Raw genomic sequence first — 26676 nt, forward strand, 5'->3', positions numbered from 1 at the left:
GGCCGAAGACGGCCCGTGCGCGTTACCGGCTTCCTGTTCTTTTAGGCCCTTTTTATGGCGTTCGCCCTGGCCGCCGTACCGCGGCGACGGGCGACGTAGCCCGGCCCGTCTATCGCGGCCTACAGTCTCTGGATGATGACAGACCCACGTCCCGCGGGCGCCGCCGCGCCTCGCCCATCCCTCCGCGCATCCGGCCGCTCTGCGAAGACGAAACTCACCGACGTCGTGGTCGTGTGCCGCAAATGCGCCAAGCGGCAGGGCCTGCGGGTGCGGACCGTTCGCGAGCGCCTGAAGAAGGCCAGCAAGCACGCCGGAAAGTGCGCCGCGGATGCGAAGTCCGGACCCAGGAGGAAGCTCTGCATCGTCGAAGCGGGCTGCCTCGGCCCCTGCCCCAAGCGGGCGCTGGCGGTCGCCACCGGCGCGAGCCTCGCGGCCGGCCGAGTCATGCTGCTCGATCCCGATTCCAGCCCGCAGGAGGCTCTGGCGGCGATCCTCGGCCCCGCCTTGCCGCCCGCGCCGGCCCCCGATCCTGCGCGCCGGTCCGTCCCCGAATTCGGCCCCATTACCGCTCTAGCGGCGGTATCTTCTGACGAATCGCCTCCGATCCGTTGACCGGCCCGAACCTGGAGCGCCCGCGCTTGCCCACCTCCCGACGCGCAACCGGCACGCCCCGGCCGTGAGCGGAGACCGCGCATCCTGGACGCGCCGGGTCGCCCGGGCCGCGCTGCGCCGCCTGCCGCTGCTCGGCACCCTGGTCGGGCTCGGCCTCGCGGTCTGGCTCGTGGCGACCAACGATCTCGGGTCCGTGGCCGCGGCGTTCGGACGGATCGGCATGGCGGGCTTCGTCGGCGTCACCCTCGTGCGGGCGCTCGTGGTGATCCTGTGCGGCATCGCGTGGGCGCGCATCCTCGACGGGCTCTCGCCCGCACCCGCAGCGGCCTGCCTGATCCTGCGCTTCGTGCGCGAGGGCATCAACGTCCTGCTGCCCGTCGCGTCGGTCGGCGGCGACGTCCTCGGCGCGCGGCTCCTCACCTTCTGGGGTGTCGCCGGGTCGCTGGCGGCCGCCTCGGTGCTCGCCGACCTGCTGTTCCAGGTTGGAACGCTCGCCCTGTTCGCCGGGCTCGGGGCGGCGCTGCTCAGCCGCGTCGAGGGGGCGGCGGCGGCCGAACTCGCGGATTGGACGCTGCGGGCGCTCGCCGCGGCGGGTTTCGCGGTCGCGGCCTTCTTCGCGCTCCAGCGCACCGGGATCGTGCGGATGATCGAGGACCGCGTCAGCGCCCTCGGCCGGCGCTTCGTACGCGAGACCGAGGCGCGCCCGGAGCCACTCCGGCGCATCCAGGGCGCCCTGGACGCGGTCTGGGCGCCGGGGCGGCGCGGGCATCTCGCCCAGTCCTTCGCCCTGCACGCGCTCGCTTGGCTCCTCGGCACGGCCGAGGTCTTCGTCGTCCTCACCTGCATCGGGATCGACACCGTCAGCCTGTCGGACATCCTCGTGATCGAGGCGCTCAGCCAAGCGATCAAGGCCGCCGCCTTCCTGGTCCCGAGCGGGCTCGGCGTGCAGGAGGGCGGCCTCGTGCTGGTCTGCGGCCTGTTCGGCATCGACGCCGGCACGGCAATCGCCCTGTCGCTCGCCCGCCGCGTGCCCGACGTGGTGCTGGGCCTCCCGGCGCTCCTCGTCTGGCAGAACCTGGAGGCGCGGCGCGCCGGCGTGCGCGCGGCGACCCCGACCTGCGACCGTCCGTGACGCCGATGCCCGCCGTGCCGACCCGTCCGAAGTGCCTCGCGCGGCGCCGGTCCCGATTCCTCGGACTGGCGGGGCTGGCCGCGCTGGCCGGCGCGGCGCTCACAACCGGGCCGGCGCTTGCGCAGAGCGTCACCCTCGACCTGGGTGCCGGTGGCACCACCGAGCGCGCACTCCAGCTCGTCGCGCTGATCACCGTGCTGGCGGTCGCGCCCTCGGTTCTCGTGATGACCACGGCCTTCACACGGATCGTGGTCGTGCTCTCGATCCTGCGCTCGGCGCTGGGCACCCAGACGGCGCCGCCGACCGCCGTGATCGTCAGCCTGGCGCTGTTCCTGACCGCCTTCGTGATGGCGCCGACCGGCCGGGCCGCCTACAGCGCCGGCATCGAACCCCTGGTTGCGGGACGGATCACCCAGACGCAGGCTTTCGAGCGCGCGTCGGCGCCGCTCAAGACGTTCATGCTGCGCAACGTGCGCGAAAAGGACCTCAAGCTGTTCCTCGATCTCGCGAAGGTGCCGGTACCGAAGGGACCAGACGATATCGGGCTCGAAATCGTGACCCCGGCCTTCATGATCTCGGAGTTACGCCGCGCCTTCGAGATCGGCTTCCTGCTGTTCATCCCGTTCCTGATCATCGACTTGGTGGTCGCCTCGGTTCTGATGGCCATCGGCATGATGATGGTGCCGCCGGCCTCAGTCTCGCTGCCGTTCAAGCTGATCTTCTTCGTGCTGGTCGACGGGTGGACCTTGGTGGCGGGATCTCTTGTTCAGAGTTACGGCGGATAACGAATTTGCGATGACATAGCGGAGTCTTCAGGTCGTCTTTAATGGACCTTTAGCACTCTCGTGCGAGCATGCCGCATGCTTTTGCTACGTCGATATACGCGCGATCGGAAGGGTGCCGCAGCGGTCGAGTTCGCCCTCGTCGCGGCGATGCTGATCATGACGATCCTGTTCGTCATGACGGTGGCCTTGATCCTGTTCATCAACCAGTCCCTCGACTACGCGGCGACCCGCGCGTCGCGGCAGATCATGACCGGCGCGGCACAAGCCAGCACCATGGACCAGGCCGGCTTCCGGACCGTGCTGTGCGGCTACCTGCCGTCGATGGTGAAGTGCAGCAACGTGGTGATCAACCTCTACGTCGTGCCGACCGGAACCTCGCCGAGCGGCTATTACAGCTACGTCAAGTCGGACATGAGTGGCCTGCAGATGCCGCCCCTGACGCCGGGCTCCGGCCAGTACACGCTGGGTTCACGCGGCGCCTATCAGTTCCTGCTGGTTGTCTACCCGATCACGTTCCTGCCGGCGGCCTTCGCGTCGATCCTCGGCGGCGCGACCTACAACGGCTCCCCGGCCTTCCTGACGGTCTCCACGGCGGCCTTCCGCAACGAGCTGTTCTGATGGTTGGCGCGATCCCCTCGCCGGCGCGCCGCTTCGGCGCGGACACGCGGGCGGTGTCGGCGGTCGAGTTTGCGCTGATCTTCCCGGTGCTGCTGATCCTCATGATCGCCGGGACGCAGCTCGTCACCTACATCAACGCGACGCGCAAAGTGGAGCTGATCGCTCAGTCGATCAGCCAGATGCTGTCGCAGGCGCAGCCGCCGCAGAACGGCACGGTCGCCACCGTCAACGCCGCGGACCTGCATTTCAGCTTCGATTCGTCCCTCGTCCTGTTCCCGTACCTCATGAAGGACGCGTCCCGGCAGGGCCTGCAATGGTGGCAGGACATCACCATCACCTTCGCGTCGGTCACCTTCCAACCGACCGCCTCAAACTGCCCGAGTACGAGCGACCAGAGCAACTGCTTTGCGGCGAACGTCGTCTGGACCAGCACGGGGACCAGCGGCGGCAACTACCGTCCCTGCACGCCCACCCAGCTTCCGGCCGACAACGCGGCACCGCCGAGCCGCACGACGCTGCCCCGTTCGGTCTTCGGACCGGGCTCCCTCCTTGCGGTCGACGTTGTCTTCAACTTCAAGCCGAGCTTCGGCGCGCGGTTCATCCCGGCCGTGCGGATCGCCCGCTCGATGTACGTGCAGCCGCGCTACGCCACGCTCGTCAACTTCGACCCGACGGGCAACGATGGAATCGCCACGAAATGTCCCGGCTACTGAACCCGGTCCGCCGCCTCCGTGACCGGGCGGCGTCCCTGCTCCGGGCGCGATCCGGCAACGTGACGATTCTGTTCGCGTTCAGCCTGCTGCCGATGGTCGGCCTGATCGGCTACGGCGTCGATTACGGCGTGGCGATCACCGACAAGGCGAAGCTCGATGCCGCCGCGGACGCGGCCGCCATCGCGGGAGTCGTTTCGGCCAAGGCCTATTTCGCGACAAACCCGATCCAGAGCAACCTCACCGCCAACGCCTTCGCGGCAGGCACCGCCCAGGCGACCAACGCGTTCACGGTCAATGCCGGCTCGGTGCCGTTTGCCCAGGTGCAGTTGCAGACACCGCAGCTCAGCCGCACCGGCCAGACGATCAAGTCGACGGTCAGCTACACGGCCACGATCAAGAACAATTTCGGCCAGCTTTTCCGGACGCCGACTACGACCATCGGCAACACGGTCACGGCCTCGGCTGACCTGCCCAGCTACCTCGACTTCTACCTCCTGCTCGACGTGTCCGGCTCCATGGGCCTGCCGGCCACGAGCACCGGCATGACGCAACTCGCCGCCAGCAACAGGGACATGTGGTCGGACTACAAGCAGGGCTGCCAGTTCGCCTGCCACTTCCCGGGCTATACCGGCTGGAATCTCGCGGCCGGCAAGATCCAGCTGCGGTCGGACGCACTGAACAACGCGGTCTGCTCCCTCATCACCCGGGCTTCCAACCCGTCGATGGCGAACCAGTATCGGGTCGGCCTCTACCCGTTCATCAACCAGATGGGCACGCTCGCCGACATCAACAGCTCGATCGCGACGCTGAACAGCAAAGCTCAATGCGGACAAACCTGGCCGCTCGCCCTGACGAACCTCCTCGATACCGGGACCACCCAGCTTTACAGCCTCAGTGATCCGAGCACGGGCACGGGTGCCGGGGGGACGCATTTCGAGGTCGTCCTGCCGCAGATGAAGACCACCATCACGGCAGCGGGCGGCTTCGGCGACGGCTCCAGTGCGCTCGTGCGGCGGCCCTTCGTTTTCCTGGTCACCGACGGCATGCAGAACGGCCAGCACTTCGCCATCAACCAGAACGGAAAATACTACTATCCCGGCAACCCCTCGACCTTCCCGGGCTACGCGGCCGGCAACTGGGACGGCTCACAGCCGTCCCAGATCGATCCGTCGCTCTGCTCGGCGCTGAAGACTGCGGGCGCGACGATCTCGGTCCTCTACATCCCCTACAACATCATCAGCTTCACGGATTACGGCGGCGGCATCGCCTGGGAGAACAACCGCGTGAACGGCTTCAGCCCGACCCTCGCGACCCCGCTCCAAAGCTGCGCGTCGCCGGGCTTCTTCTACACGGCCAACAGCCCGAGCGACATCACGGCGGCGCTCAACGCGATGTTCGATCAGGCCCTACAGGTGGCGCACCTGACGCGTTAGGACGGGTCCGCGTCAGGATTCGACGATCCGGATCGACGCGAAGCCTTCCGCGGAGGTCGGCAGCTCGAACAGGCGGTCCACCGATCGGATGCTCGCCTCCGGGACGCGCCCGTCGAGGGGGCGCTGCTGGTTCCGCTCCAGGGCGACGGGCAACAGCGTTCGGATCCAGACGGCGTCCGCGGGCGCGCCGAACCCGCGCGCGATGGCGATGACGGATGCCCGATGCCGCGCGCTCGTCGGCACGGCATCGACGTAGACCGTCGCGGTGTCCCGCTCCTGCCGGGCGATCCGGGTGGACTTGCCCGCCCCCTGAAGGCCGCAGACGACGACCACCCCTCGGACCGATCCGGTGGCCACAGCCGTGCGCAGGGCCGCGCGCAGGGCCTCTCGGGCCAGCCGCCACGCCTCGGCGCTCCGTTCCGGCGTCCAGACACGGACGCCCTCGATCTCCAGGAAGGCGTCCGGATCGATGAAGACGGGGCTCACCCCGGCGGCGCCGCGGTGGCGGCGGCGCTGCTCTGCTGCTCGGCGGGTGCTCCTTCACCGACGGCCTCCGGCCGGCCCCGGTCAGGGGTCGCAGCCTCCGGGTAGCGCTTGCGATACTCGGCCAGGAAGGCCGAGAGGGTTTCGGCCTTCGTGGCGCGGGCCGCGATGGCGCGGAAGCCGGGCGCCCGGGTCGGGTTCGCGCCCGTCAGAAGCGCGAAGGTGCGTGCGTCCGGGCTCGCCGCCATCGCCTCCGAGAACTTCGCCTTCAGCCGTTCCAGCCCGATCGACTCGCCGGCGAGGTCGTAGGCGATCGCGGCGCGCACGGCGTCGGTCCGGGACTGGTCATCGAGAGCCTGGCCCGACTGCCACATCTCGCCGAGCAGCGCCTCGTGCGCCTCCCCGGCCTCGCGCCACCGGCGGGCGCCCCAGTAGATGTCGGCCCGCAGGCGCTCGATGTCGGGACCGCTCTCGCCCTCCAGCGTCTCCAGGGCGAGGTCGGTGCGGGTGAGATCCGACAGGGCGCGGGCCCGGATCAGGCCGCGGGCACGCTTCAGCTCGCCGGGAAGCTCGGGCAGGTCGGTGGCGTCGAGCGCCTGCAGCGCCCGCATCGGCTTGTCGTCCATGAGCCGCACCGTGGCGAGGCGGGCGGCCACCGCCGCGCGCGCCGGCCCGGTGAGCCGGTTGTCGATCTGATACTGGAGCAGGTCGGCGGCGGAATCGAGCAGGTCCAGACCGACCAGACGGTCGGCGAGCCGGCGCACGACCTCGTCGCCACGTCGGCCAATCGGGCTCAGCTCACGAAAGTCGAAGAACAGCGCGACGGCCTGGACCCCCGGGAGGCTGTCGCCCTTCTCGGTGAGGTAGAGGCTCTCGAACGCGGCCTGAGCCTCGCGCGACAGCGCCTCCGAGGTGGAGGCGTTCGGCGCGAAGGCATTGGCCCGGCGCACCGCCGTGAAGGCGTCGCGCCAGCGGCCAGCGCTGAGGTAGAGGCGCGCGAGGCCGGCGGTGATGGCATCCTCGACCGGGCCGCCGTGCCAGGTCAGAGCGAGCCGCTCCAGGCGCTCGATGGCGGCATCGAGGGTGAGCTTGCCGGCGGCCCGGGCGAGGAGCGCCCCGCGCAGGCTCGCCTCCACCGAGACCGGGCGCACGGCCGTCTGGTCCAGGCGGGCGTAGGCGTCCAGGGCCGCCTCGGTCTGCCCGGTCGCCTCGGCGACGCGGGCTCGGACCAGGGCGAGCCGGTCCCGGATCCAGAGGTGCAGGTCACGCTCCGCCTCAGCCCGGGCGGCCGCAGTCTCGACGTCGCCCGTCTCGATGGCCGATTCGGCCGCGGCGGCCCGGATGGTCTGCGCGAGATCCGCCGGATAGCTCTTGGCCAGCGGCAGGACCTTGAGGAATCCTGTCTCGGCCGCCTTCCAGTCGCCGAGTCCGGCCGAGGTCATGGCGCGCCAAAGGGCGGCCTCGGCATCGTCGGCGAGGGTGGGCACCGCCAGGACCTTCAAGGCCTCCGCGTGCCGCCCGAGGCGCACGAGTGCCAGACCGCGCAGCAGCGCGATGTCGCGCTGCGCGGCCAGCAGCGGGTCGTCGGCGGCCGCAGCCTCGAGCGCCGCCAACCCCTCCGAATCGAGTCCGTTGGCGAACTCGGCGCGGGCGAGGGCGAGACGCGCCGGGCCGCGCTCGGACGGCGTCGCGGCGGCCGCCGCGGCGGCCAGCCCGCGCAGGGTTTCGCGCACGTTGCCGATACGCGCCCGCTCCCAGGCCTCGGGCGCGACCGCGAGGGTCCCGGTCTCGGCGAGGATGGGATCGGGCCTCCGTAAAGTCGCGGACGCGGCGAGGCCTCCTGCCCGGCCGATCGTGACGACGTCGAGGTCGGGCCGGACCTCAAGGTCGTCGGCGCTGGCCTGCACCGCGAGGCCGTGCCGGCTCGGCAGGATCTCGAAATCCACGAAGCGTCGGCTCTTCGGATTCCCCACGGGTCGCTGCGCCGCCGAGGTGACCACCGCGATGCGCTCGCCGTCGAGGTCGAGCCACGTCGCCGAGCCGGGTCGCGGCAAGGCCAGCGAGACGGCGATCCGGCCCAAGGGGTCGGGCTTGCGCACGGGATCGATGGTGTCGCTTGGGCTGAGGGCCTCGCCCGCCGAGAGCTCCCAGGCCGGCCCATTCCCGGTGGCGACGGCGTTCAGATCGACGAGGCGGCCAAGCGGCACCGGGAAGCGCAGGATCGTGAGCGGGCCCCTCCGCTCGGGCGCGCCCGCCGGGGCCAGACCCTGGCTTGTCGCCGGCACGGCGACCGGCTCGGCGGTCTCAAAGGCTAGCGTGGCGATGCCGCCGCGCTCGAAAAGGACGGCGGGCGGCAGGGTGTGAAATGGGAAGACAAGGCCCGAGCCCGCCTTGCGGGTCGGCGCAGCCTCGGGCGGCCGCTCCGGGACGGCTGCTGCCGCGGCGCGCACAGGCGGCACGGGCGGGGGCGCAGGCCGGGGCGCCGCAGCGGCCGGCTCCGCCGAGGGTCCGGGCACCTCGACGACGGTCTTGGCGGTCTCGGGGGCCTTGCGCCGCACCGCGTCGAGGAAGAAGGCCCCGTCCTCACGCTCGGTCCCGATCGTGTACCCGTCCTCGGGGGTGACGAGGAGGCTGGCCGAGGTCGAATCGGCGTCGGTCGCGATTTTGGCGATGCCGGGGCGCGGGCGCCCGCGGGTTTCGCCCGGGTCGATCGTCCAGGACCCGACCACGCGCAGGCGCGTCGCCGTCCCCTCGGCGGTCACCGTGGTGACCGCCTCGTTCGGCAGGCGCAGCGACAGACGCGTCAGCGTCGGAAGCCGCGCGATCTCCAGGGCAAGGGGCTTGCGCACCGGCTCGGGGATGCGCGCCTTGAGCGCTTCCTCGGCGGCGTGGGCCCGTCGGGCGAGTTCCGCCACCACCTCGGGCGGCAGCGGCGGCGGCAGGCCGGACCACCCCTCCGGCAACAGGTCGACGAAGACGCGCTCGCCCGCCGTCTGCAGGTTGATCCGGTAGGGTCTCTGCAGGGCGACCCGCAGGCCGGTCCCGTCCGGATCGCGCCGGACGCTCGACACGTAGACGGGCATCTCCTCGGCGAGGCGCTCGGGGCCGGCCGCGATGCGCTCGCCGTAGCCGAGCAGCAGCATGCCGCCTGCGAGCTTGGCCTTCACCGAGACGGGCTTGTCGAAGGTGAGGACGATCCGGCCGTAGCCGCCCGGGCCGGTCCCCGATTCGCTGCCCTTTGCGCCAGTCAGTTTGGCCGCAAGGGCTGGATCGATCGCCGCCAGATAGGCAACCGGCAGGGCCAGCACGGGCAGAGACGCGCGCAGCATCCACGCGCCGAACCCTCGACCGATCCGGGGTCGCCCGCCCACCGCTGCCATCGCCTCGCCGACCCATCCCGGCGCGCGCGGCACCGGCGGGGCCGCGGCGCACGGCGCCACATCTCGGCGGGATCCTGAGGCAGGGCAGCTAACGCTGCCTTAACCGTACCCCGAAAATCGACCGGGTTCCGGCGGAACGAACCTGCCCTCAGCCGCTCAGGGCGACAGCACGGTCCAGCGCCTGCGGGAAGCCCTCCAGCGGTACCGCGATGGTGGCGGGATCGCTGCCGCTGGCCTTCTGACCGGTCACGAACAGCTTCTTGGCGGTCCGCATTCCGTCGAGCGCCAGCGTCGGGAAGCTGATCGGCACGAAGCAGCCGTCGACGCCGCACGACGTGTAGGGCGCGCCCTTGCCGAGGGTCTGCTCGTCGAGCTTGAAGGTAACGCCGGGCTCGATGGAGAGGCCGAAGGGCATCAGCACGAGGCCCTGGGAACGGCCATCGACCGGCGTCTGCAGCTCGACCGCGAACTTGCGCCGCCCGGTCTGCGAATCGCCCTGCGACTGGGCCACGATGCAGGTGATCTTCTCGTTCGGGCGCGTGCAGGTCATCGTCCAGTCGCCGTAGCTCTCGCTGACGGTGCTCGCGCCGGTCGGCCACGCGGCGTGCGCTGGTCCGTGGGCGGCGGGCGTCGCGGCCTCGGCGGACTTGGCCACGGGCTTCGGCGCAGCCGGCTTGGGCTTCGGCTTGGTACGGGCCTTCGGAGCCGCCTCGGCCGCGGGCGCCTCCCCGGGTTCGGCGTCCTGCGCGCGGAGCGTCAAGGGAACGGCGAGCAGCGCGGCGATCAGGCTGATGCGCGCGAGCGCTGGGAACGACGGCATGGAATCACGAACCCCCGGGCCATGGAGCGGCAGAGCCGCCTACTGCCCAACGGGGGGTGACGCAATCTCCCGAGCGTGACCGATCCGCGGACCGGCACGCCACGACCGCCGCATCAGAGCGGGTTCGGGCCGCCGACGGCGCGAGCCAGGGCGCACCGGCGCGCGAACGCGCCTTCCGCTCCGTTGCGGGTAGCGCGGGCGATCGTGAACAGGAGCGTGATGAAACCGGGGTCGCGGTCGGCGCTTTCGTTGGCCGGGCCGGGAATCCGGGAGGTGATGAGCGCGAGCATGGCGGACTCCGAGTTGCGTGGTCTCGGGCGCTTCGACTGTCCCTGTCGCATCCGGCCGACTTCGCGGCCTTGCTGCATCGCAATATGAGCCCTGCCATAAGCGCCTTCCATCGGGCCGGGCGCGCACGACACATGCATCTGACGCATGCAGCGGCGGCGATCCGTCAACCCTGCGTTAACGATCAGACTGCTTGCCCCCACGCCACGGCGCGAGGCTCGTCAGTCGCATCCTGCGCCGGATCCCACATGCGGCTTCGCTGACGCGCATGCGACCTACCGAACGGCCTCGTCTCAGCTAGCCCTTCAACCGACCCTCGGAACATGCTGGACGGCGAGCCGTGAGCCAGCACAGAACTCAGCCTTTGGGCGGGTCCACGCGTGAGCCACCCGCATGCGCAGCCCCACGCGCTCTCGCAGTGCGGTTGACCGTGGGCGGTCCAGCCGCCATTGAGCGCGCTTTCGGCGACTTGAACTTCGAACCGCATCGGCACCGCCACGCGGGCCTGTCGCCGCACTGTCACACGCGCGCCATAACCCGCCCGCGAGCCAGACCTGCGGACCCGCGACGCGTCCGCCAACGAGGATCTCCCCGCATGACCGACCAGCCGACCCATCACCCGGTCCACGGCCGCATCACCGGCCCCATCGTGATGATCGGCTTCGGCTCGATCGGCCGCGGCACCCTGCCCCTGATCGAACGCCACTTCGAATACGACAAGGCCCGCTTCACCGTGATCGACCCGGTCGACACCCACCGGTCGCTCGCCGAGAAGCACGGGCTGCGCTTCGAGACGGTCGCGCTGACCCAGGAGAACTACCGCGACGTGCTCACCCCGCTCCTCACCGAGGGCGGGGGCCAGGGCTTCTGCGTGAACCTGTCGGTCGATACCTCGTCGCGCGCCATCATGGAGCTCTGCCGCGAGCTCGGCGCCCTCTACATCGACACCGTGGCCGAGCCCTGGCCCGGCTTCTACTTCGACAAGACCAAGAGCCAGGGCGACCGCACCAACTACGCGCTCCGTCAGGATATCCTCGACGCCCGCGCCCAGAAGCCGGGCGGCACCACCGCGGTCTCCTGCTGCGGCGCCAATCCCGGCATGGTCTCGTGGTTCGTCAAGCAGGCGCTCCTGAACATCGCGCAGGATACCGGCCTGCAGCGGCCCGAGCCCAAGACCCGGGCCGAGTGGGCCGGCCTGATGAAGGACCTGGGCGTCAAGGGCGTCCACATCGCCGAGCGGGACACCCAGCGCGCCAAGACCCCGAAGCCGCGCGGCGTCTTCGTCAACACTTGGTCGGTGGAGGGCTTCGTCTCCGAGGGCAACCAGCCGGCCGAGCTCGGCTGGGGCACGCACGAGACGTGGAAGCCCGCCAACGCCCGCGAGCAGGAGAAGGGCTCGCGCTGCGCGATCTACCTGCTGCAGCCGGGCGCCGACACACGCGTGCGCACCTGGGTGCCGACCGCCGGCGCGCAGTTCGGCTTCCTGGTGACCCACAACGAGGCGGTCTCGATCGCCGACTACTACACGGTGCGCGAGGGCGATCGGCCGGTCTTCCGGCCGACCTGCCACTACGCCTACCACCCGGCCGACGACGCCGTGCTCTCGCTCCACGAGATGTTCGGCAACGCCGCCAAGGTGCAGGAGCAGCACCACATTCTCGACGAGACCGAGATCGTCGACGGCATCGACGAGCTGGGCGTGCTGGTCTACGGCCACAAGAAGAACGCCTACTGGTACGGCTCGCAGCTCTCCATCGAGGAGACCCGCCGGATCGCGCCCTATCAGAACGCCACCGGCCTGCAGGTCACCTCGGCGGTGCTCGCCGGCATGGTCTGGGCGCTGGAGAATCCGGAGGCCGGCATCGTCGAGGCCGACGAGATGGATTTCCGCCGCTGCCTGGAGGTCCAGACCCCGTATCTCGGCCCGGTCGTCGGCGTGTACACCGACTGGACGCCCCTCACCGACCGGCCGGGCCTCTTCCCGGAGGACATCGACACCAGCGACCCCTGGCAGTTCCGCAACGTGCTGGTGCACGGCTGAGGCTTCGGCTCCGCGCCCGCGTGAGGCGGGCGCGGTTTTCCGCATCGGCTACTCGGCCTGGCGCCGTGTCACCAGGGTGCGGCCTGGCTCGACCTCCGCCTTGTCCTGGTAGAGCGGCACGATCGCGCGCAGCCAGCCGCGGACCTCGCGCCCGCGGTAGTTCCGCTCGATCACGTCGTGGGTCAGGTAGGCTTGCAGGTTCACGGGCCCGAAATTGTAGCCCACCAAGCCGCCCACGGCGATCTGCCCCTGCGGGCGGTAGCTGCCCACGCCGGTGGGCAGGTCGGTCGAGCCGAAGGCCACCGCGCCGACCTGCCACTGGCCGAACTTCTTCGTCATGGTCAGGTCGAGGTTCAGGTAGTCCGGGTAGAGGGTGCCGGACGGTGAACGGGTGTCGAGGAAGACGCCGTAGAGCAGGTTCGACGTGAGGTTCCAGCCGTCGCCCGTGTAGCTCAGCGCGAAGCGATGGCTGAGCGAGGCCGACTGGGTCAGGAAGCGCGTCTGGATCGGCAGGTAGCCGCCGAAGAGATAGCTCACGCCGACATCGCCGCCGAGGTCCCAGGCAAGCTGGGCCGCGAGGAGCTGCTGCCCGATCCCGCTCTGATAGGGCGCGCCCTGGCTGCTCGCCGCCGCGACCGGCTGGGTGAAGAAGAGCTGCAGGCGCGCGCCCGCGACGGTCCAGGGGGTGGCCCACGCGAAGGTCGGCAGGTTGACGTTCGTCGAAGAGTCGCGGGGCTGCGTGCTGCGCGTCCCGAAGCTCGACAGGTTCACGAAGTACAGTCCGACCGGCAGCTGGTCGCCCACCGGCAGACCGACCGTCTGGCCCGGCTGCGCCGCGGATGCGGCGAGGGTGGGCGTTGCGGCCGACATGACGGTGGACGTGATGGTGGCGGCAAGAAACGTCCCCGCAATCCTGCGTGACGTCAGGGTGAAACCAGCCATGGAGATCCCGGATCAGGGCCCCGGGAGCCGGGGCCGATCAGGATTGGACGGGCGTTCTCTCCGGCTGCATCCCGGCTGTACGGCCAAGTCGTGCGCAACGGCACGGGCTCGACAGGACGAACTCTTGCGGCGGGACTAAATCAGCGACCCGCGACTTCCACGACGAAATCGCTCCGGTAGGTCGCGCCTTCAACCGGGTTCGACACCCATCGGCAGCGCCCGACCGCCATGTCGTGGCCTGCGTGGAAATGACCGGAGATCCACAGCGCCGGCCGCTCCGGGTCGGCGAGATCGTCGAGGGCCGTGGAGGCGTAGAAGGCCGGCACCCACCAGGGCACGCCGGGCGCGTCCCGGAACCGGTCCGCCGCCAGCGGGCTCGCCGGATGGTGCGTCACCACCACGGTCGGGCCGTCATGAGGACGGCGAAGCGCGGCGTGCAGGCCCGCACGCTCGGCCCGGTGCTCGGCCATCGCGTCCGCGGGCTGCCAGGGGCGGCCGTCGCCCTTGCGGATCGACCCGAGATACTCCCGCGATCCGGTTACCGGATCGGTCATGCGCGTGGCCGCGTAGGCGACAGGGTCGTCGGGCCGGTCGGGCGTGTCCGGAGCGAGCCAGCGCCCGGCGAGGCTCCAGTCGCTCCACAGGGTGGTGCCGACGAAGCGCACGCCGTCGATGACGCAGGCCTGCGCCTTCTGGAGCAGGTGGATGCGGGCCCCCGCCCCGTTCAACCGCGCGACTTCCCGCTCCAGGGCGGCGAGCAGCTCCGGCGCGGTCCGGGGATCCCCGGTCGGGGCGTAGCGCTCGTGATTGCCGGGCACCAGCACGACGGGCCGCCCCTGCGCGAGGTGCAGCAGGGCCGCGAGGCCCCGCTCGGGATGTCCCTCGTACAGATCGCCCGGGCAGGCGAGCAGGTCGAAGGGCTCCAGGGGCGATGCGATCAGGTCGAGCCGTCGCCGCTCCAGGTGCAGGTCCGAGATGGGGAAGATGCGCATGGCTGTGCTTACCGGGCAGCGCGCCGCTCGGCCGCGGCGGCCCGGAGGATGTCGACGGCGGAATCGGCGTTGAGGATCGCGATCCCGGCCGCCACGACGAGGTCCGGCCACGGGGACGGGTAAAGGGCCGTCACCAGCCCGGCCGCGATGATCGCGATGTTGGCGAAGGCGTCGTTGCGGGCCGAGAGGTAGGCCGCCCGGGTCAGGCTTCCGGAGCCGTGCCGGTGCCGGGCGAGCATCAGCGCGCAGGTCAGGTTCACGGCGAGCGCTCCGATTCCAGCGAGCGTCAGCGGCAGCGCGGCCGGCGCCGCGAAGTCCGAGACCTTCTCGTAGGCCGCGTAGGCCCCCGCCAGGGCCGGCAGGAGCAGGATGCCCGCCATGGCTGTGCCGAGCCGGGCGCGGCTGCGCGCGCTCCACCCGAGGCCCGCGAAGATCAGCAGGTTGATCGCCGCGTCCTCCAGGAAATCGAGGCTGTCGGCGATGAGTGCCACCGAGCCGATGGCGAGCGCCACCGCGATCTCGATGCAAAAATAGCCGAGGTTCAGCGCCGCCACGCGGGCGACGACGGGGCGGAGGGCGGGCGGCGCGGGCCGGGCGGCGTCATCGGGGGTCACGGGGCGCCTCATCGCCGAGCGCGGCCCGCCTGTCGAGGGCTGTTGAGAAAACCCTGTCCGCGCCTCAAGAAAGTTCGAGGCCCTTACGCCTTCGTCCGGGTGGATTCGGCGCCGCGATCGTGCGAGGCGGTTGCCGGAGCCGGCCGCTCGAGACGGGAGACCGGCCGCAACCGGAGGTCTGCCGAGCCATGCTGCCCGAACTGCGCGTGCTCTACTTCGAGGATCTCGAGGTCGGATTGTCGGAAACCCTGTCGAAGACGATCGCCTCCTCGGACGTGGTCGGCTTCGCCGAGATCACCGGCGACCGCAACCCGATCCACCTGTCCGAACACTTCGCGGCCCGCACGCCCTTCGGCACCCGCATCGCGCACGGCCTCTACACGGCCGGGCTGATCTCGGCGGTGCTCGGCACCCGCCTGCCGGGACCGGGCGCCGTCTACATCTCGCAGACCCTCAACTTCCGCGCGCCCGTTCGGATCGGCGACGTGGTCGAGGTGACCGTCACGGTTGCGGAGCTGATGCCCGAGCGGCGCCGGGCGCGCCTCGCCTGCCAGTGCTCCGTGGCCGGCGAGACCGTCCTCGACGGCGAGGCGCTGGTGAAGGTGCCGACCAAGGCCGAGGCCGACCCGCTCGCGAGCCGCACCGAGCGACAGCAGGGCTGAGGTGCCCGCGGAGCCGGAGACGCTCACCGACCCGGACGATCCCCGCCTCGCCCCCTACGCGCGGATGCGCGAGCGCGACCTCGTCGGCCGCGCCGGCCGCTTCGTCGCTGAGGGCGAGGTGACCCTGCGGCTGCTGCTCGGGTGCCGCAGCCGCTTCCGGGCCGAGTCGATCCTGCTCGCGCGGGAACGCTGGCCGGTGCTGTCGGACGCCGTCGCCGCCTGTCCGGAGCCGCCGCCCGTGTATCTTGCGGCCAAGGCCGTGATGAGTGCCGTGACGGGCTTCCCGATCCACCGCGGCGTGCTGGCGATCGGTCTGCGCGGCGCGGAGCCGGACGCCGCCGCGATCGTGCCGCCGCCGCCCGCGCCGGCCCTGGTGCTGGGGCTCGCCGGCTTGACCAACCACGACAATGTCGGCGCCGCCTTCCGCAACGCCGCCGCCTTCGGGGCGGACGCGGTGCTGCTCGATGCGGGAAGCTGCGATCCGCTCTATCGCAAGAGCATCCGGGTGTCGGCCGGGGCCGCGCTGATCCAGCCCTTCGCCCGGCTGCAAGCGGGTCAGGACTGGCTTGAGGTGGCGCGAAGGCTCTCTCTCACGCCGCTGGCCCTCAGTCCCGGAGCTGACGAAACCCTGGACGCCGCCGCGGCGCCCGAGCGGGCCCTCCTGCTGCTCGGCACCGAGGGTCCAGGGCTCGACCCGGAGACGCTCGCCCGGGCGCGGCCGGTGCGCATCCCGATGGCGGCAGGCTTCGACTCGCTCAACGTCGCCACCGCGGCGGGGATCGCCCTGCACAGCATAGCCCGAAGCCAGGGACGCCTCGGTGACGGGCTGTGAGGCCTCGACCGGTGGCACCCAGCGCGGGATCGGGTGAGCCGCCAATCTGGAAAGCCGGGACGGGCAGAGGGCCAAGGTCCGTTGTGCCGGTACAGGCGCATCCGCGACGTGGTCGCGACGCCGCGTCCGTAGGGCGGCGTGCCATCGAACGTCTCCGTAACCACCACGGGCTGCCGAAACCGTACGATTCTTGACAACTTGGCAACCCAGTCCGTTTTCGTCCGTCAGTCTGCGCGCGACAAACGGCTGCAATTGCCGTGCGGAGATGCGAGGCTAGCTTGGCCGCAAGGTGGCGGGGGATTCTGCGAGGAGGCAGTCGCGTTGCTTCAGTCTGGTGATGGGTTGCGGGCGCTGACCGGACGCCGGGTGGCCGTAGTCGGGGCCGGGCCGGGCGGACTCGCATCCGCCCTGATCCTGGCGCGCGCCGGTATCCACGTCACGCTGTTCGAGAAGGACGCGCAGGTCGGCGGCCGGACCAAGACTGTGGAGGCCCCCGGGGGCTACCGCTTCGATATCGGCCCGACCTTCTTCCTCTATCCACAGATTCTCGCGGACATCTTCGCGGGCTGCGGCGAGCGGCTCGAGGATCACGTCAAGCTGGAGCGTCTCGATCCGCAATATCACCTCGTTTTCGAGGGGCCTGACGGGATTTCGGGAACGATCCGCGCTACGGGCGATGTCGAGCGCCTGGAACGCGAGATCGCCGGCGTTGCGCCGGACGATGCCCGGAACGTCAAAGCGTTCTTCGCCGAGAACCGCACCAAGCTGCAATACTTCAAGCCGGTGCTGGAGCAGGCCTTTCACACGCTGCGCAGCATGGCGAGCCCGGCGATGCTGGCCGCCCTGCCCTACCTCCATCCCGGACGGAGCGTCGACCGCGACCTGAAACGCCACTTCGCCGACCCGCGGGTGCGCCTCGCCTTCTCATTCCAGACCAAGTACCTCGGCATGTCGCCGTTCCGGTGCCCGAGCCTGTTCACGATCCTGTCGTTCCTCGAATACGAGCATGGGGTCTACCACCCGGTGGGCGGCTGCGGCGCAGTCTCGGACGCGATGGCGGGCTTGGCCACCCGCATGGGCGTCGACCTCCGGCTCAACAGCAACGTCGAGCGCGTGCTGTTCGAGGGCAAGCGCGCCAGTGGCGTGGTGGCCGACGGCGAGGTCTTCAACGCCGACGCCGTGCTGATCAACGGCGACTTCGCCAAGGTGGTGCGCGCCCTGGTGCCCGAGCGGCACCGCCCGCGCTGGCGCGACTCCAAGATCAAGAAGGCCCGCCTCTCCTGCTCGACCTTCATGCTCTACCTCGGACTCGAGGGGAAAATGCCCGACAGCCTCGGGCATCACACGATCCTCCTGGCCGAGGGCTACGAGAAGAACATCCGCGAGATCACCGAGGGCACGCTGCCGATGCAGCCCTCCCTCTACGTGCAGCACGCCGGCTACACGGATGGCGGCATGGCGCCTCCGGGCCACACGGCCCTCTACGTGCTGGTGCCGGTGCCGAACCTGAAGGCCGGGATCGACTGGCGTTCCGTGCGCGCGACCTACCGGGCTCTGATCCTGGAGCGGCTGAAGCTCCTCGGACTCGGCGATATCGAGTCCCGGATTCGTTACGAGCGGATCATCGACCCGACCCAGTGGGAGGAGGATTTCGCCGTCCACGAAGGTGCCACCTTCAACCTCGCCCATGACCTGATGCAAATGCTGTACTTCCGGCCGCACAACCGGTTCGGGCCCGGACTCTACATCGTCGGCGGCGGTACCCATCCGGGCTCCGGCCTGCCGGTGATCTACGAGGGTGCGCGAATCTCCGCCCGGCTGCTGATCGAGGAACTGGCCGGCGCCCGCGCCGCCGCGCAGGCCGGCATCCCCGAAACCGCGCCGCTGGCCACCTCCGGCGAGGCCTCGTGAGCAGGCCGTCCAGCCGGATCGCCCTGGCGGCGGGGCTCTGCGCCCTCGCGGCGGGGCTCAGCGGCCCCGTCGTGCCGGCGGCAGCCGCAACCGTTCAGGTCGAGGTCGACGGGATCGAACCCGGCGGCGGTCAGGTGCGCGTCGCGCTCTGTCAGGGTGGGCTCTCGGAAAGCGCCTGTCTGCGCGGTGACGACGCCAGCGCCACCGCGGACCGCGCGCTGTTCACATTCCAGGGCGTGAGCCCGGGAACCTACGCGGTGGCGGCCTACCAGGACGCCAACGGCAACGGCCGCCTCGACCGCACCGGTCTCGGCCTGCCGCTGGAGCCCTACGCCTTCTCGGGGGCTGCCGGGCGCCGGGCGCGACCAGACTTCTCCGAAGCCGCCTTCGTGCTCCGGGAGCCGGGAGGCTCCGTGCGGGTGCGCCTCGCCCGCGCCCTCCCGCGGCGCTGAGGGCATGAGCGCTCCCCTCGTCCGGATCGCGGGCGTCGGCCTCGACATCCGCGGCCGGCGTGTGCTGGAGCGCGTCGATCTCGCCCTCGCCGCCGGCGAGACGCTGGCCCTGTTGGGGCCGAACGGGGCCGGCAAGTCGTCGCTGATGCGTTTGGTGGCGGGCCGCCTCGCCCCGAGCGCCGGGACGGTGCGCGTCGCGGATTCCGATCCGTACCGGGACGGCCATGCACGGCGGGCCATCGGCTGGGTACCGCAGGAGATCGCCCTCTATCCGCGGCTGACCGTCTCGGAGAACCTCGGCGTCTTCGGTCAGCTGGCGGGCGTGCCCCGGCGCGATCGGAAGGCGGCGGTCGAGGCCGCCCTCGCCATGGCCGACATCGCCGACGTGGCGCGCCGCCCCGTGGGCGTCCTGTCGGGGGGCTACCGGCGCCGGGTCAACATCGCGGCGAGCCTGATGAACCGGCCCCGCCTCGTCCTCCTCGACGAACCGACCAGCGGCGTCGACCTCGCGGCCCGGGCCGCAATCCACGCGGTTCTGGACCGGCTCAAGGCGGCGGGGACGGCGATCCTCCTTGCCACCCACGATTTCGGCGAAGCTGAGCGGCTCGCGTCCCGTGTCGCCTTCCTGGCGCACGGCCGGGTCGTGCGCGAGGGGCGACTCTCCGATCTCCTGGCGCAGCTGCGCGCGGGCGCGCCGGAGCGCGAGCTGAGCCTCGCCGTGCCGGCGGACGCCGCCGCCGAGGCCGTGCTGCGCCGCGCCGGTTTCGCGCCGGCCGATGCGGACAGCCTCTCGTGGCGCTCGGTTGAACGCTCCGGCCTCGACGGCGCCGCCCTGCTCGGCGCCCTGCGGGCGCAGGGGGTGCCGGTCGCCGAGGTGCGGGTGCGGGCGCCGCGCCTGGAGGCGCTCTACCTCGACGCGCTCCGGCCTCGGGAGGTCGCGGATCGCGACGCGTCCGCCCCGCGCCGCCTGGGAGCGGCCCGGTGATCGGCGCCGCGTTCAGGGTCATGGCGCTGAGCCTCGTGCGCGACCGCGCCGCGCTGGTGATGGCCTTCGTCCTGCCCACGGTGATCTTCTCGATCTTCGCGGCGATCTTCTCGGGGGCGACGGGCGACCGGATCCGCATCCATCTCGGGCTCGCCGATCTCGCCCGGACGGCGGCTACGGAACGCCTCGCCGACGCGCTGGCGGCGGACCCATCGCTGAGGGTCTCGCGGCTGCCGGCGGCGAACCTCGCCGACGTGGCGCACGCCGTCCGCTCCGGCGAGGTCGACGTGGCGCTCGTCCTGCGGGGCGACCTGATCGCCGCCCCGGCGGGCACCGCCCCCGGCCCGGCCGACCAGCCCGTGGTCCTCGTGGAGAATCCCGCCAAGGCGCTGGCGACGCCGATCGCGCTCGGGCAGCTCCAGCGGGTGCTGAACGAGGCGCTGCCCGACGTAGTCCTGTCGCGCATCGTCGCCGACGTGGAGCGGACGGGCAAAATCGGAGCGGACGAGCGCCGCTTCCTCGACGAGGCTTTCGCGGAGCAGCGGGCGAAGAAGGAGCCGTTCAGCTTCGCCGATATGGTGGAGCGGCGCAGCACGGCCGCCGGGACCGGAAACGCCCGGGTAAGCTACTACGCGGGGGCGATCACGGCGGTGTTCCTGCTGTTCGCCGCCATGCAGGGGGCAATGTCCCTGGTCGAGGAGCGGGAATCCGGCTTGGCCGAGCGACTGATGGCCGGGCCCGGCGGTTTGCCGGTGGTGGTCCTGGGCAAATTCGGCTTCCTGACCTTGCAGGGCCTTGTGCAGGCCGGCCTGATCTTCCTGGCGGCCGCCCTGCTCTATGGGGTCGAGATCGGGCCGCACTGGCCCACGTTCCTGGCCACCTGCCTTCTGGTCTCCGCGATGGCAGCCGGTCTGGCACTCGCCGCCTGCGCGCTCGCGGGCTCGCGCCAACAGGCCCACCTGGTCTCGACCTTCGGCGTGCTGCTGCTCTCGGCGGTGGGCGGCTCCATGGTCCCCCGTTTCCTGATGCCGCCCTGGCTCCAGCAGGCCGGCTGGCTCACGCCCAACGCCTGGGCGATCGAGGCCTATCAGACCGCGCTGGGCGAAGGCTTCGCCGCCGCGGCGCCGGCCCTGGCGGTTCTGAGCGCCCTGATGCTCGCGGGCTTGGGCCTCGCGGTGGCGCTGGCCGCGCGGCGGACCATCTGACGGCCGTGAGGCGGGCCTACTCGACGTAGACGCCCGCCCCGATCAGGGCCTCCATCCCAGCGACCCGCGTGGCGCAGACATAGCTCCATTTCACCGTAGGGGCGGAGTGTCCGGGCTTCGGGAACATGTAATCGACCCAGCCGGAGCCGAACCGGTGGACGGTGTCGATGAAGGCCCGGAGAAACAGCTTGCCGTCGGCATCGCGCTCGTCGAGCAGGTCCCGACCCTCGCGATTGGGTTGGGCGGCGTTGAACAGAACGATCCCTCGCATGTCGACGACGAACAGGTAGACGTCGCCGTACCGCCACGGGCTCCCCTTCCGCCTGAAGTCCGCGAACGCATCGGTGCCGCGTTCCTCCACGAACTCGGCCGCCCTGTTGACGAGCGATTCGATCTCCAGCGCCTGATGTAGGACCGGCGGCGATCGCCTCCCCATGGCGGGCAGCGTGGCGGCGAGCAACACGAGGAGGGGCCAGATCAGGAAGGCTCTCTTCATGCCCTCGCCTCACCGAAACAGCGGACCGATTCCCCCGACGCACCAAGGGCCTACGCCCCGATTGCGGACCTCCGGCCGATGACGTCGACGGCCGATGCGGCCTCGGCGGTGCCTGCGGCATCGGGGGCCACCCGCCTGTGCTGACGCGGGCATGAACCTCTCGCCGGGACCTGTCAGGCCCGGATCTCCAGCGGCGGACCGCCGATCGAGAGGTGATGCCGCACGGCGGACAACCAAGTCCGCCGGGGCGGAACGCCCAGGCTCAGGGTATCGGGCAGGGCCTCGAAGACCAAGCGGTTGCGGTGCAGCTCGATGGTCCGCTGGAGATGCCGCATTGCCGCAAGCCCCTGCATCGCCATCAGGCGGTGCCCCTCGCAGGCATGGGCCAGTTCCAGACGACGCACCGCGTCCTCGGCGCGGGCGATCAGCCCGCGCGCCTCCGTGCCGTAAAGCTCCATCTCAGCGAGATCCGGCATCGCAACCTCCGCGACGATCGCAACCCGAGATATCCGGTAATCCCTGAATACGACCGCCGCGAGTTGCGGCACATCCTCTATTTGGGGGTCGTCATGGCCTGGGGACCGTCGCGGCGGGACGCGACCTGTCGCGCGGCGACGTCGAGGGGTGCGGGCCTCGGGCCGCGACGATCCGCGCCGGCCCTGCGACCAGCTGCGCGCGGACACCGGCGGCGCGATCGGGCACGGTCCGGCTCCGCTTGTCTCGAGATCACGCCATGCTCCGCCTGCTCATCGCCGACGGCAACGATCGCGCGGCCCGCGACCGGCACGTCGCCGCGACCGGCCGCACGTCGGCCGAGTCCTACGCGGCGGTCGTCCAGGCCCTCGCGCCGGACGCGACCTGCCACCTCATCAGCCCGGCCGATGCCGACGCCGCTCTGCCGGCCGGCCTGCCGGATTTCGACGGGCTGATCTTCACCGGTTCGACTCTCAAGGTCGCCGACGGCACGCCAGCGGTGACCCGGCAGCTCGACTTGATGCGATCGGCCCTGGAGGCAGGCCTGCCGGTGTTCGGCTCATGCTGGGGCGTACAGGTCGCCGCCACGGTGACCGGTGGGCGGGCCGCCGGGAACCCGCGGGGCCCGGAATACGGCTTCGCCCGGGCGATCAGCGCCACCGAGGAGGGCCGGACCCATGCACTCCTGGCGGGGCGTCCGGCGTCGTGGGACGCCCCGGCGATCCACTCCGATGCCGTGCTGGCGCCACCCCCGGGGGCCCGGGTGCTGGCCGGCAACCGGATCCTGGGCATCCAGGCGCTCGAGATCCGGTACGGGGCCGGCTGGTTCTGGGGGACGCAGTACCATCCGGAACTCGACCTCGACGAACTCGCCGCGATGCTGCGCCTCTGCGACACGGCCATCGTCGAGGCGGGCCTCGCCGAGGATGCCGCAGCGGTGGCGGCTTATGCCAACGAGATCGCCGCGCTCCAGGACGACCAAACCGACGCCGCCCACCGGCTGGCCTGGCGCCACGGTGTCGGCCCGGAGGTGCTGGAGGCCGGCCTTCGCCGCCGCGAGATCGGCAACTTTCTGGCGCGGCTGTCCACAGGCGAGGCCTGACAAGCCCCCGCCGCGACCGGGTGGCGCGTTGACCCGCCCGCCCCTGGGTCTAGCTTCGCTGTCGCGGGCCCCGCCGTTGAGGGCTCGGGGAGCGATCCTTCAGGATGAGCCAGGATTCCACGGTCGCCGTCATCGGCAGCGGGCTCGGCGGACTCGCGGCCGCGTGCGTCGCCGCAGCGCGGGGCCACCGCGTGACGGTCTACGACAAGAACGGCTGGCTCGGCGGAAAGGCGGCGGTGCTGCACGAGGGCGGCTTCCGCTTCGACATGGGCCCGACCATCCTTACCGTACCCCGGGTGCTGGAGCGGATCTTCGCCGAGGCCGGGCGCTCGGTCCACGACTATATGGACCTGCGCCGGCTCGACCCGCAATGGCGCTGCTTCTTCGACGACGGCACCCATATCGACCTGATGCAGGACGTCGAGCGGATGGCCGGCGACATGGAGCGCTTCGCGCCCGGCACCGGCGAGGGCTACAAGAAGTTCATCTCGATCTCGGAGCACCTCCACGGCGTCTCCGAACGGTTCTTCTTCTGGAAGCCGGTGGAGGACCTGTTCGACACGATCAACATCCGCGCCAACATGAATCCCGGCACGCTGCGCGACGTGCTGTCCCTGCGCATGCACGCCTCCGTCGCCTCGACCATCCGCGGCAAGGTCAAGGACGCCCGGCTCGCGCAGATGCTCGACCACTTCGTGCAGTATGTCGGCTCCTCGCCCTACGGCGCACCGGCGGTGCTCTGCGCCATCGCCCACATGCAGACCGCGGACGGCATCTGGTATCCGATGGGCGGCACCCGGGCGGTGGCGGAAGGACTGGCGAAGCTCGCCCAGGAACTCGGCGCCACCTGCAAGACCGACACCGAGGTTACGGGGATCGAGACCGCCAACGGCGCGGTCCGGGGCGTGCGCACCGCCGACGGCGTCACACCGTTCGACGCGGTGATCTCCAACATGGATTCGGTGCGGACCTACCGCGAGCTCGTCGGCGGCGAGGCGGCCAAGGCCTACGCCAAGAAGAATCCGGAGCCGGCCTGCTCGGGCGTGGTGCTCTATCTCGGCCTGAACAAGCGCTACGAGCACCTGAACCACCACGACTTCGTCTTCTCCCGGGACCCGGAAGAGGAGTTCGATTACATCTACAACAAGGGCGAGCCGGCCCCGGACCCGACCGCCTACCTGGCGGCACCTTCCTCCACCGATCCGAGCGTGGCGCCGGAGGGCGGCGAGGCGCTCTACGTCCTGGTGCACACGCCCTATCTCCGGCCCCACCACGACTGGCGCCCGGACGGGCCGCTGTTCCAAAAATACCGCCGGACGATCCTCGACAAGCTCAAGCGGACCGCCGGCATGCCGGATCTGGAGGAGCGCGTCGTGGTCGAGCGCCATCTGACGCCGCAGGACATCCACGAGCGCTACAAGGTCCTCAACGGCGCGATTTACGGCCTCGCCTCGCACGGGCGGGTGATGGGCGCGTTCAAGCCGGGCAACCGCTCGCGGCAAGTGCGCGGGCTCTATCTCGCGGGCGGCGCCGCCCACCCCGGACCCGGCATGCCGATGGTCATGATGTCGGGCTGGATCGCCGCAGACGCGCACGATCAGGACGCCCGCGGCACGCTGCGCGCCTCTGCGTGAGGCATACGGAGCCGGATACGTCCTCCTACGCGGGAGGAGGGAGACGCGCGCAGCTTCCTCCCGTTTCCCCTCCGATCCGCGCGTTCATGGTGGCATGGTTCGCGCGCTACCTGCATCGCCACTTCGATGCCCTGCGCTTGCCGCTCTGGAGCACGCTCCCGGCCGCCGACCACCCCGGGCCGATCGTCGTCTACAGCAACCATCCGGCATGGTGGGACGCGCTCCTCATCATCGTGCTGGCAGGGCGGCTTTACCCGCGCCGGACGAGCCGCGCGCCCTTCGACGCGGCGATGCTGGCGCGCTACCGCATCTTCGAACGGATCGGCGCATTCGGGGTGGATCTCGACAGTCCCCGTGGCGCCGCGCAGTTCCTGGCCGCCGCCCGCTCGATCCTGTCCGGACCGGACGGGATGCTCTGGATCACCGCCCAGGGCCGCTTCGCCGACGTACGGGCCCGCCCCCTCAACCTCCGGGCCGGCGTCGCGCGGCTCGCCGAGATTGCGCCGGATGCCCTGTTCGTCCCCCTCGCTCTCGAATACACCTTTTGGGACGAGCGCGGTGCCGGCGCCTTCGCGGCGTTCGGTCCGGGGATCGCGGGTGCCGAACTCGCCGCCCTGCCCCGGCCGGAGCGGCTCGCACGCCTCGAAACCGAGCTCACCGCCACCCTGGACCGCCTCGGCACCGACGTGATCAGCCGCGACCCGGAGCGCTTCCGGGTCTTGGTGACCGGCCGCAAGGGCGTCGGCGGGGTCTACGACGTCTGGCGGCGCGCCGCAGCCCGGCTCTCCGGGCGCCGGTTCGATCCGTCGCACCGCGCGTCCGACGGCTCCGGTCCAACCCCATGAGGCCTTTCGCTCCAACAGGTCCGCGTGCGATGCCTGCAGCCGGTGGCGCCACTCCCGAGGCCGGAGCATGACCGACCCGTTCACCGCGATCGCGACGGCCCTAGCCCTCCTCTGCCTGATCGCGGCGCTGGTTCCGGCCGTGATGGCGGCGGTGAACCTCGCGGTGCTGCGCAGGCCGCCCCCGGCGGCGGAGGCCGAGCCCGTCTCGATCCTGATCCCGGCGCGCAATGAGGCCGGCAACATCGCCGAGACCGTGCGGGCGGCGCTGGCCAGCACCGGCGTCCCGGTCGAGGTGATCGTCGGCGACGACCATTCGACGGACGCGACCCCGGAGATCGTGCGCGCCGTCGATGATCCGCGCCTGCGGCTCGTGTCCGTGCCAGCCCTGCCCGAGGGCTGGACCGGGAAGAACCATGCCTGCGCCCATATGGCCGGGCTGGCGACCGGCCGGGACCTGCTGTTCATCGACGCCGACGTGCGTCTGGCGCCGGAGGCCGCCTCCTGCCTCGCCGCGCAGGCGCGGCGCACCGGGGCGGCCCTGGTCAGCGGCGTGCCACGCCAGCGGACCGAAACCGTCGGCGAGATGCTGACGGTGCCGATGATCGACTTCCTGCTCCTCGGCTACCTGCCGGTGCCGCTCATGCGCCGCCTGCGCGACCCGGCCCTTGGGGCAGCCTGCGGCCAGCTCATCCTGATCGATCGCGCGGCCTATGTGGCAACCGGAGGACACGGCGCGATCCGCACCTCCCTCCACGACGGCGTACGCCTGCCGCGGCTGTTTCGCGCCGCCGGATACAGGACCGACCTCGTCGCGGCCGCATCGCTCGCCACCTGCCGGATGTACGAGGGCTTCGCCCAGGCCTGGGCAGGCTTCTCCAAGAACGCCCACGAGGGCATGGCGACGCCGCGCGCCCTGCCGGTCTGGACCGTGCTGCTCGGCTGCGGCCAAGTCCTGCCGCCGCTCCTCGTCCTGGCCGGCCTGTGCGGCCTCGCGTCGTCCACCGTCCTGGTCCTCGCGGCGGCGGCCTGCCTCTTATCCCTCGCGACCCGGACGGCAATCACCCTGGCGGTACGGGCGCCACTGGCGACGATCCCGCTCCATCCCGCCGCGGTGCTGGTCGCCCTGGCGATCCAGTGGAACGTCCTGCTACGCCGGGAGCGGGCGGGTGCGGCCACCTGGAAGGGTCGGAGTTATCCGGTGAGCGGGCACTGACCCTGTCGACGG

Annotated in this window: 26 protein-coding genes; 17 read left to right on the forward strand and 9 right to left on the reverse strand. The window is 71.2% G+C overall.

The genetic code is table 11. From position 1 onward, the window contains the following. Window positions 1–231: 231 nt before the first annotated feature. The 6 genes from MMSR116_RS03485 (at window position 232) to MMSR116_RS03510 (ending at window position 5293) form a co-directional block, all read left to right on the forward strand. On the forward strand, window positions 232–612 hold the full coding sequence (locus MMSR116_RS03485; RefSeq protein ID WP_244625593.1) for a hypothetical protein: 381 nt from the start codon (window positions 232–234) through the stop codon (window positions 610–612). Window positions 613–676: 64 nt separating this feature from the next. Beyond that, window positions 677–1744, forward strand: coding sequence for a flippase-like domain-containing protein (locus MMSR116_RS03490; protein ID WP_010683720.1), 1068 nt, complete (start codon window positions 677–679; stop codon window positions 1742–1744). A 5-nt stretch (window positions 1745–1749) separates the two neighbouring features. After that, window positions 1750–2529, forward strand: coding sequence for a flagellar type III secretion system pore protein FliP (fliP, locus tag MMSR116_RS03495; RefSeq protein ID WP_010683719.1), 780 nt, complete (start codon window positions 1750–1752; stop codon window positions 2527–2529). Between the two features lie 75 nt (window positions 2530–2604). Continuing rightward, window positions 2605–3147, forward strand: coding sequence for a TadE/TadG family type IV pilus assembly protein (locus MMSR116_RS03500; protein WP_010683718.1), 543 nt, complete (start codon window positions 2605–2607; stop codon window positions 3145–3147). After that, window positions 3147–3860 (forward strand): TadE/TadG family type IV pilus assembly protein, encoded by a 714-nt coding sequence (locus MMSR116_RS03505; RefSeq protein WP_010683717.1) that lies wholly within the window; start codon window positions 3147–3149, stop codon window positions 3858–3860. Before MMSR116_RS03500 ends, MMSR116_RS03505 begins: the two co-directional genes overlap by 1 nt. Then, window positions 3845–5293 (forward strand): TadE/TadG family type IV pilus assembly protein, encoded by a 1449-nt coding sequence (locus MMSR116_RS03510; RefSeq protein ID WP_010683716.1) that lies wholly within the window; start codon window positions 3845–3847, stop codon window positions 5291–5293. Before MMSR116_RS03505 ends, MMSR116_RS03510 begins: the two co-directional genes overlap by 16 nt. 12 nt (window positions 5294–5305) lie before the next feature. Here MMSR116_RS03510 and MMSR116_RS03515 read toward each other — a convergent pair whose 3' ends face one another. The 4 genes from MMSR116_RS03515 to MMSR116_RS31260 form a co-directional block, all read right to left on the reverse strand. Continuing rightward, on the reverse strand, window positions 5306–5779 hold the full coding sequence (locus MMSR116_RS03515; protein ID WP_010683715.1) for an AAA family ATPase: 474 nt from the start codon (window positions 5777–5779) through the stop codon (window positions 5306–5308). After that, the gene (locus tag MMSR116_RS03520; RefSeq protein WP_039893168.1) at window positions 5776–9156 is read right to left on the reverse strand and encodes a hypothetical protein; all 3381 of its coding nucleotides are present in this window, start codon (window positions 9154–9156) and stop codon (window positions 5776–5778) included. Before MMSR116_RS03520 ends, MMSR116_RS03515 begins: the two co-directional genes overlap by 4 nt. 148 nt (window positions 9157–9304) lie before the next feature. After that, entirely contained in the window at window positions 9305–9976 is a 672-nt protein-coding gene (locus tag MMSR116_RS03525) for an invasion associated locus B family protein (RefSeq protein WP_010683713.1), read from the reverse strand. Between the two features lie 113 nt (window positions 9977–10089). Continuing rightward, entirely contained in the window at window positions 10090–10266 is a 177-nt protein-coding gene (locus tag MMSR116_RS31260; protein ID WP_010683712.1) for a hypothetical protein, read from the reverse strand. 593 nt (window positions 10267–10859) lie between these two features. Here MMSR116_RS31260 and MMSR116_RS03530 point away from each other — a divergent pair. Continuing rightward, a complete protein-coding gene (locus MMSR116_RS03530) occupies window positions 10860–12305 on the forward strand; it encodes a homospermidine synthase (RefSeq protein ID WP_010683711.1) in 1446 nt (481 codons plus the stop codon). Between the two features lie 48 nt (window positions 12306–12353). Here MMSR116_RS03530 and MMSR116_RS03535 read toward each other — a convergent pair whose 3' ends face one another. The 3 genes from MMSR116_RS03535 to MMSR116_RS03545 all read right to left on the reverse strand — a co-directional run bounded on the left by MMSR116_RS03535 (window position 12354) and on the right by MMSR116_RS03545 (window position 14865). After that, window positions 12354–13247 carry a transporter gene (locus MMSR116_RS03535; RefSeq protein ID WP_010683710.1) on the reverse strand — a complete coding sequence of 298 codons (894 nt, stop codon included), beginning with the start codon at window positions 13245–13247 and terminating at the stop codon, window positions 12354–12356. Between the two features lie 140 nt (window positions 13248–13387). Further along, window positions 13388–14239: a metallophosphoesterase gene (locus tag MMSR116_RS03540; protein WP_010683709.1), complete on the reverse strand. Its 852-nt coding sequence runs from the start codon at window positions 14237–14239 to the stop codon at window positions 13388–13390. Between the two features lie 8 nt (window positions 14240–14247). Next, the gene (locus MMSR116_RS03545) at window positions 14248–14865 is read right to left on the reverse strand and encodes a cation transporter (RefSeq protein WP_051072171.1); all 618 of its coding nucleotides are present in this window, start codon (window positions 14863–14865) and stop codon (window positions 14248–14250) included. A 176-nt stretch (window positions 14866–15041) separates the two neighbouring features. Between MMSR116_RS03545 and croR the strand changes: the two genes are divergently transcribed. From croR to MMSR116_RS03575, 6 genes are all read left to right on the forward strand, one after another. After that, a complete protein-coding gene (gene croR, locus MMSR116_RS03550) occupies window positions 15042–15515 on the forward strand; it encodes a 3-hydroxybutyryl-CoA dehydratase (protein ID WP_010683707.1) in 474 nt (157 codons plus the stop codon). A 1-nt stretch (window position 15516) separates the two neighbouring features. Beyond that, window positions 15517–16347, forward strand: a complete 831-nt coding sequence (locus MMSR116_RS03555; protein WP_010683706.1) for a TrmH family RNA methyltransferase — start codon at window positions 15517–15519, stop codon at window positions 16345–16347. A gap of 321 nt (window positions 16348–16668) precedes the next feature. Continuing rightward, complete coding sequence (locus MMSR116_RS03560; RefSeq protein WP_010683705.1) at window positions 16669–18258, forward strand: phytoene desaturase family protein; 1590 nt, start codon at window positions 16669–16671, stop codon at window positions 18256–18258. Next, window positions 18255–18710: a DUF2141 domain-containing protein gene (locus MMSR116_RS03565; protein WP_051072170.1), complete on the forward strand. Its 456-nt coding sequence runs from the start codon at window positions 18255–18257 to the stop codon at window positions 18708–18710. The genes MMSR116_RS03560 and MMSR116_RS03565 overlap by 4 nt, the downstream gene beginning before the upstream one ends. A gap of 4 nt (window positions 18711–18714) precedes the next feature. Further along, window positions 18715–19695, forward strand: a complete 981-nt coding sequence (locus tag MMSR116_RS03570; protein WP_010683703.1) for an ABC transporter ATP-binding protein — start codon at window positions 18715–18717, stop codon at window positions 19693–19695. Then, window positions 19692–20900 (forward strand): ABC transporter permease, encoded by a 1209-nt coding sequence (locus MMSR116_RS03575; protein ID WP_010683702.1) that lies wholly within the window; start codon window positions 19692–19694, stop codon window positions 20898–20900. The genes MMSR116_RS03570 and MMSR116_RS03575 overlap by 4 nt, the downstream gene beginning before the upstream one ends. Before the next feature lie 16 nt (window positions 20901–20916). Here MMSR116_RS03575 and MMSR116_RS03580 read toward each other — a convergent pair whose 3' ends face one another. Both MMSR116_RS03580 and MMSR116_RS03585 read right to left on the reverse strand, forming a co-directional pair. Further along, a complete protein-coding gene (locus MMSR116_RS03580) occupies window positions 20917–21396 on the reverse strand; it encodes a cache domain-containing protein (protein ID WP_010683701.1) in 480 nt (159 codons plus the stop codon). Between the two features lie 173 nt (window positions 21397–21569). Continuing rightward, window positions 21570–21872 carry a hypothetical protein gene (locus tag MMSR116_RS03585; RefSeq protein WP_010683700.1) on the reverse strand — a complete coding sequence of 101 codons (303 nt, stop codon included), beginning with the start codon at window positions 21870–21872 and terminating at the stop codon, window positions 21570–21572. A gap of 257 nt (window positions 21873–22129) precedes the next feature. Between MMSR116_RS03585 and MMSR116_RS03590 the strand changes: the two genes are divergently transcribed. From MMSR116_RS03590 to MMSR116_RS03605, 4 genes are all read left to right on the forward strand, one after another. Continuing rightward, window positions 22130–22972 carry a type 1 glutamine amidotransferase gene (locus MMSR116_RS03590; protein ID WP_010683699.1) on the forward strand — a complete coding sequence of 281 codons (843 nt, stop codon included), beginning with the start codon at window positions 22130–22132 and terminating at the stop codon, window positions 22970–22972. Between the two features lie 104 nt (window positions 22973–23076). After that, complete coding sequence (locus MMSR116_RS03595; RefSeq protein ID WP_010683698.1) at window positions 23077–24606, forward strand: phytoene desaturase family protein; 1530 nt, start codon at window positions 23077–23079, stop codon at window positions 24604–24606. An 86-nt stretch (window positions 24607–24692) separates the two neighbouring features. Then, a complete protein-coding gene (locus MMSR116_RS03600; RefSeq protein ID WP_010683697.1) occupies window positions 24693–25451 on the forward strand; it encodes a lysophospholipid acyltransferase family protein in 759 nt (252 codons plus the stop codon). A 67-nt stretch (window positions 25452–25518) separates the two neighbouring features. Next, window positions 25519–26664 carry a glycosyltransferase gene (locus tag MMSR116_RS03605; protein ID WP_010683696.1) on the forward strand — a complete coding sequence of 382 codons (1146 nt, stop codon included), beginning with the start codon at window positions 25519–25521 and terminating at the stop codon, window positions 26662–26664. Window positions 26665–26676: the final 12 nt, after the last annotated feature.

This window comes from Methylobacterium mesophilicum SR1.6/6 (genome assembly GCF_000364445.2).
GTDB classification, from domain to species: Bacteria; Pseudomonadota; Alphaproteobacteria; order Rhizobiales; family Beijerinckiaceae; genus Methylobacterium; species Methylobacterium mesophilicum_A.

Coding starts and splice junctions, on each gene's coding strand:
- fliP (WP_010683719.1), top strand. CDS start 1,750: ATGCCCGCCGTGCCGACCCGTCCGAAGTGCCTCGCGCGGCGCCGGTCC.
- MMSR116_RS03500 (WP_010683718.1), top strand. CDS start 2,605: ATGCTTTTGCTACGTCGATATACGCGCGATCGGAAGGGTGCCGCAGCG.
- MMSR116_RS03505 (WP_010683717.1), top strand. CDS start 3,147: ATGGTTGGCGCGATCCCCTCGCCGGCGCGCCGCTTCGGCGCGGACACG.
- MMSR116_RS03510 (WP_010683716.1), top strand. CDS start 3,845: ATGTCCCGGCTACTGAACCCGGTCCGCCGCCTCCGTGACCGGGCGGCG.
- MMSR116_RS03520 (WP_039893168.1), bottom strand. CDS start 9,156: ATGGCAGCGGTGGGCGGGCGACCCCGGATCGGTCGAGGGTTCGGCGCG.
- MMSR116_RS03525 (WP_010683713.1), bottom strand. CDS start 9,976: ATGCCGTCGTTCCCAGCGCTCGCGCGCATCAGCCTGATCGCCGCGCTG.
- MMSR116_RS31260 (WP_010683712.1), bottom strand. CDS start 10,266: ATGCTCGCGCTCATCACCTCCCGGATTCCCGGCCCGGCCAACGAAAGC.
- MMSR116_RS03530 (WP_010683711.1), top strand. CDS start 10,860: ATGACCGACCAGCCGACCCATCACCCGGTCCACGGCCGCATCACCGGC.
- MMSR116_RS03535 (WP_010683710.1), bottom strand. CDS start 13,247: ATGGCTGGTTTCACCCTGACGTCACGCAGGATTGCGGGGACGTTTCTT.
- MMSR116_RS03540 (WP_010683709.1), bottom strand. CDS start 14,239: ATGCGCATCTTCCCCATCTCGGACCTGCACCTGGAGCGGCGACGGCTC.
- MMSR116_RS03545 (WP_051072171.1), bottom strand. CDS start 14,865: ATGAGGCGCCCCGTGACCCCCGATGACGCCGCCCGGCCCGCGCCGCCC.
- croR (WP_010683707.1), top strand. CDS start 15,042: ATGCTGCCCGAACTGCGCGTGCTCTACTTCGAGGATCTCGAGGTCGGA.
- MMSR116_RS03570 (WP_010683703.1), top strand. CDS start 18,715: ATGAGCGCTCCCCTCGTCCGGATCGCGGGCGTCGGCCTCGACATCCGC.
- MMSR116_RS03580 (WP_010683701.1), bottom strand. CDS start 21,396: ATGAAGAGAGCCTTCCTGATCTGGCCCCTCCTCGTGTTGCTCGCCGCC.
- MMSR116_RS03585 (WP_010683700.1), bottom strand. CDS start 21,872: ATGCCGGATCTCGCTGAGATGGAGCTTTACGGCACGGAGGCGCGCGGG.
- MMSR116_RS03590 (WP_010683699.1), top strand. CDS start 22,130: ATGCTCCGCCTGCTCATCGCCGACGGCAACGATCGCGCGGCCCGCGAC.
- MMSR116_RS03595 (WP_010683698.1), top strand. CDS start 23,077: ATGAGCCAGGATTCCACGGTCGCCGTCATCGGCAGCGGGCTCGGCGGA.
- MMSR116_RS03600 (WP_010683697.1), top strand. CDS start 24,693: ATGGTGGCATGGTTCGCGCGCTACCTGCATCGCCACTTCGATGCCCTG.
- MMSR116_RS03605 (WP_010683696.1), top strand. CDS start 25,519: ATGACCGACCCGTTCACCGCGATCGCGACGGCCCTAGCCCTCCTCTGC.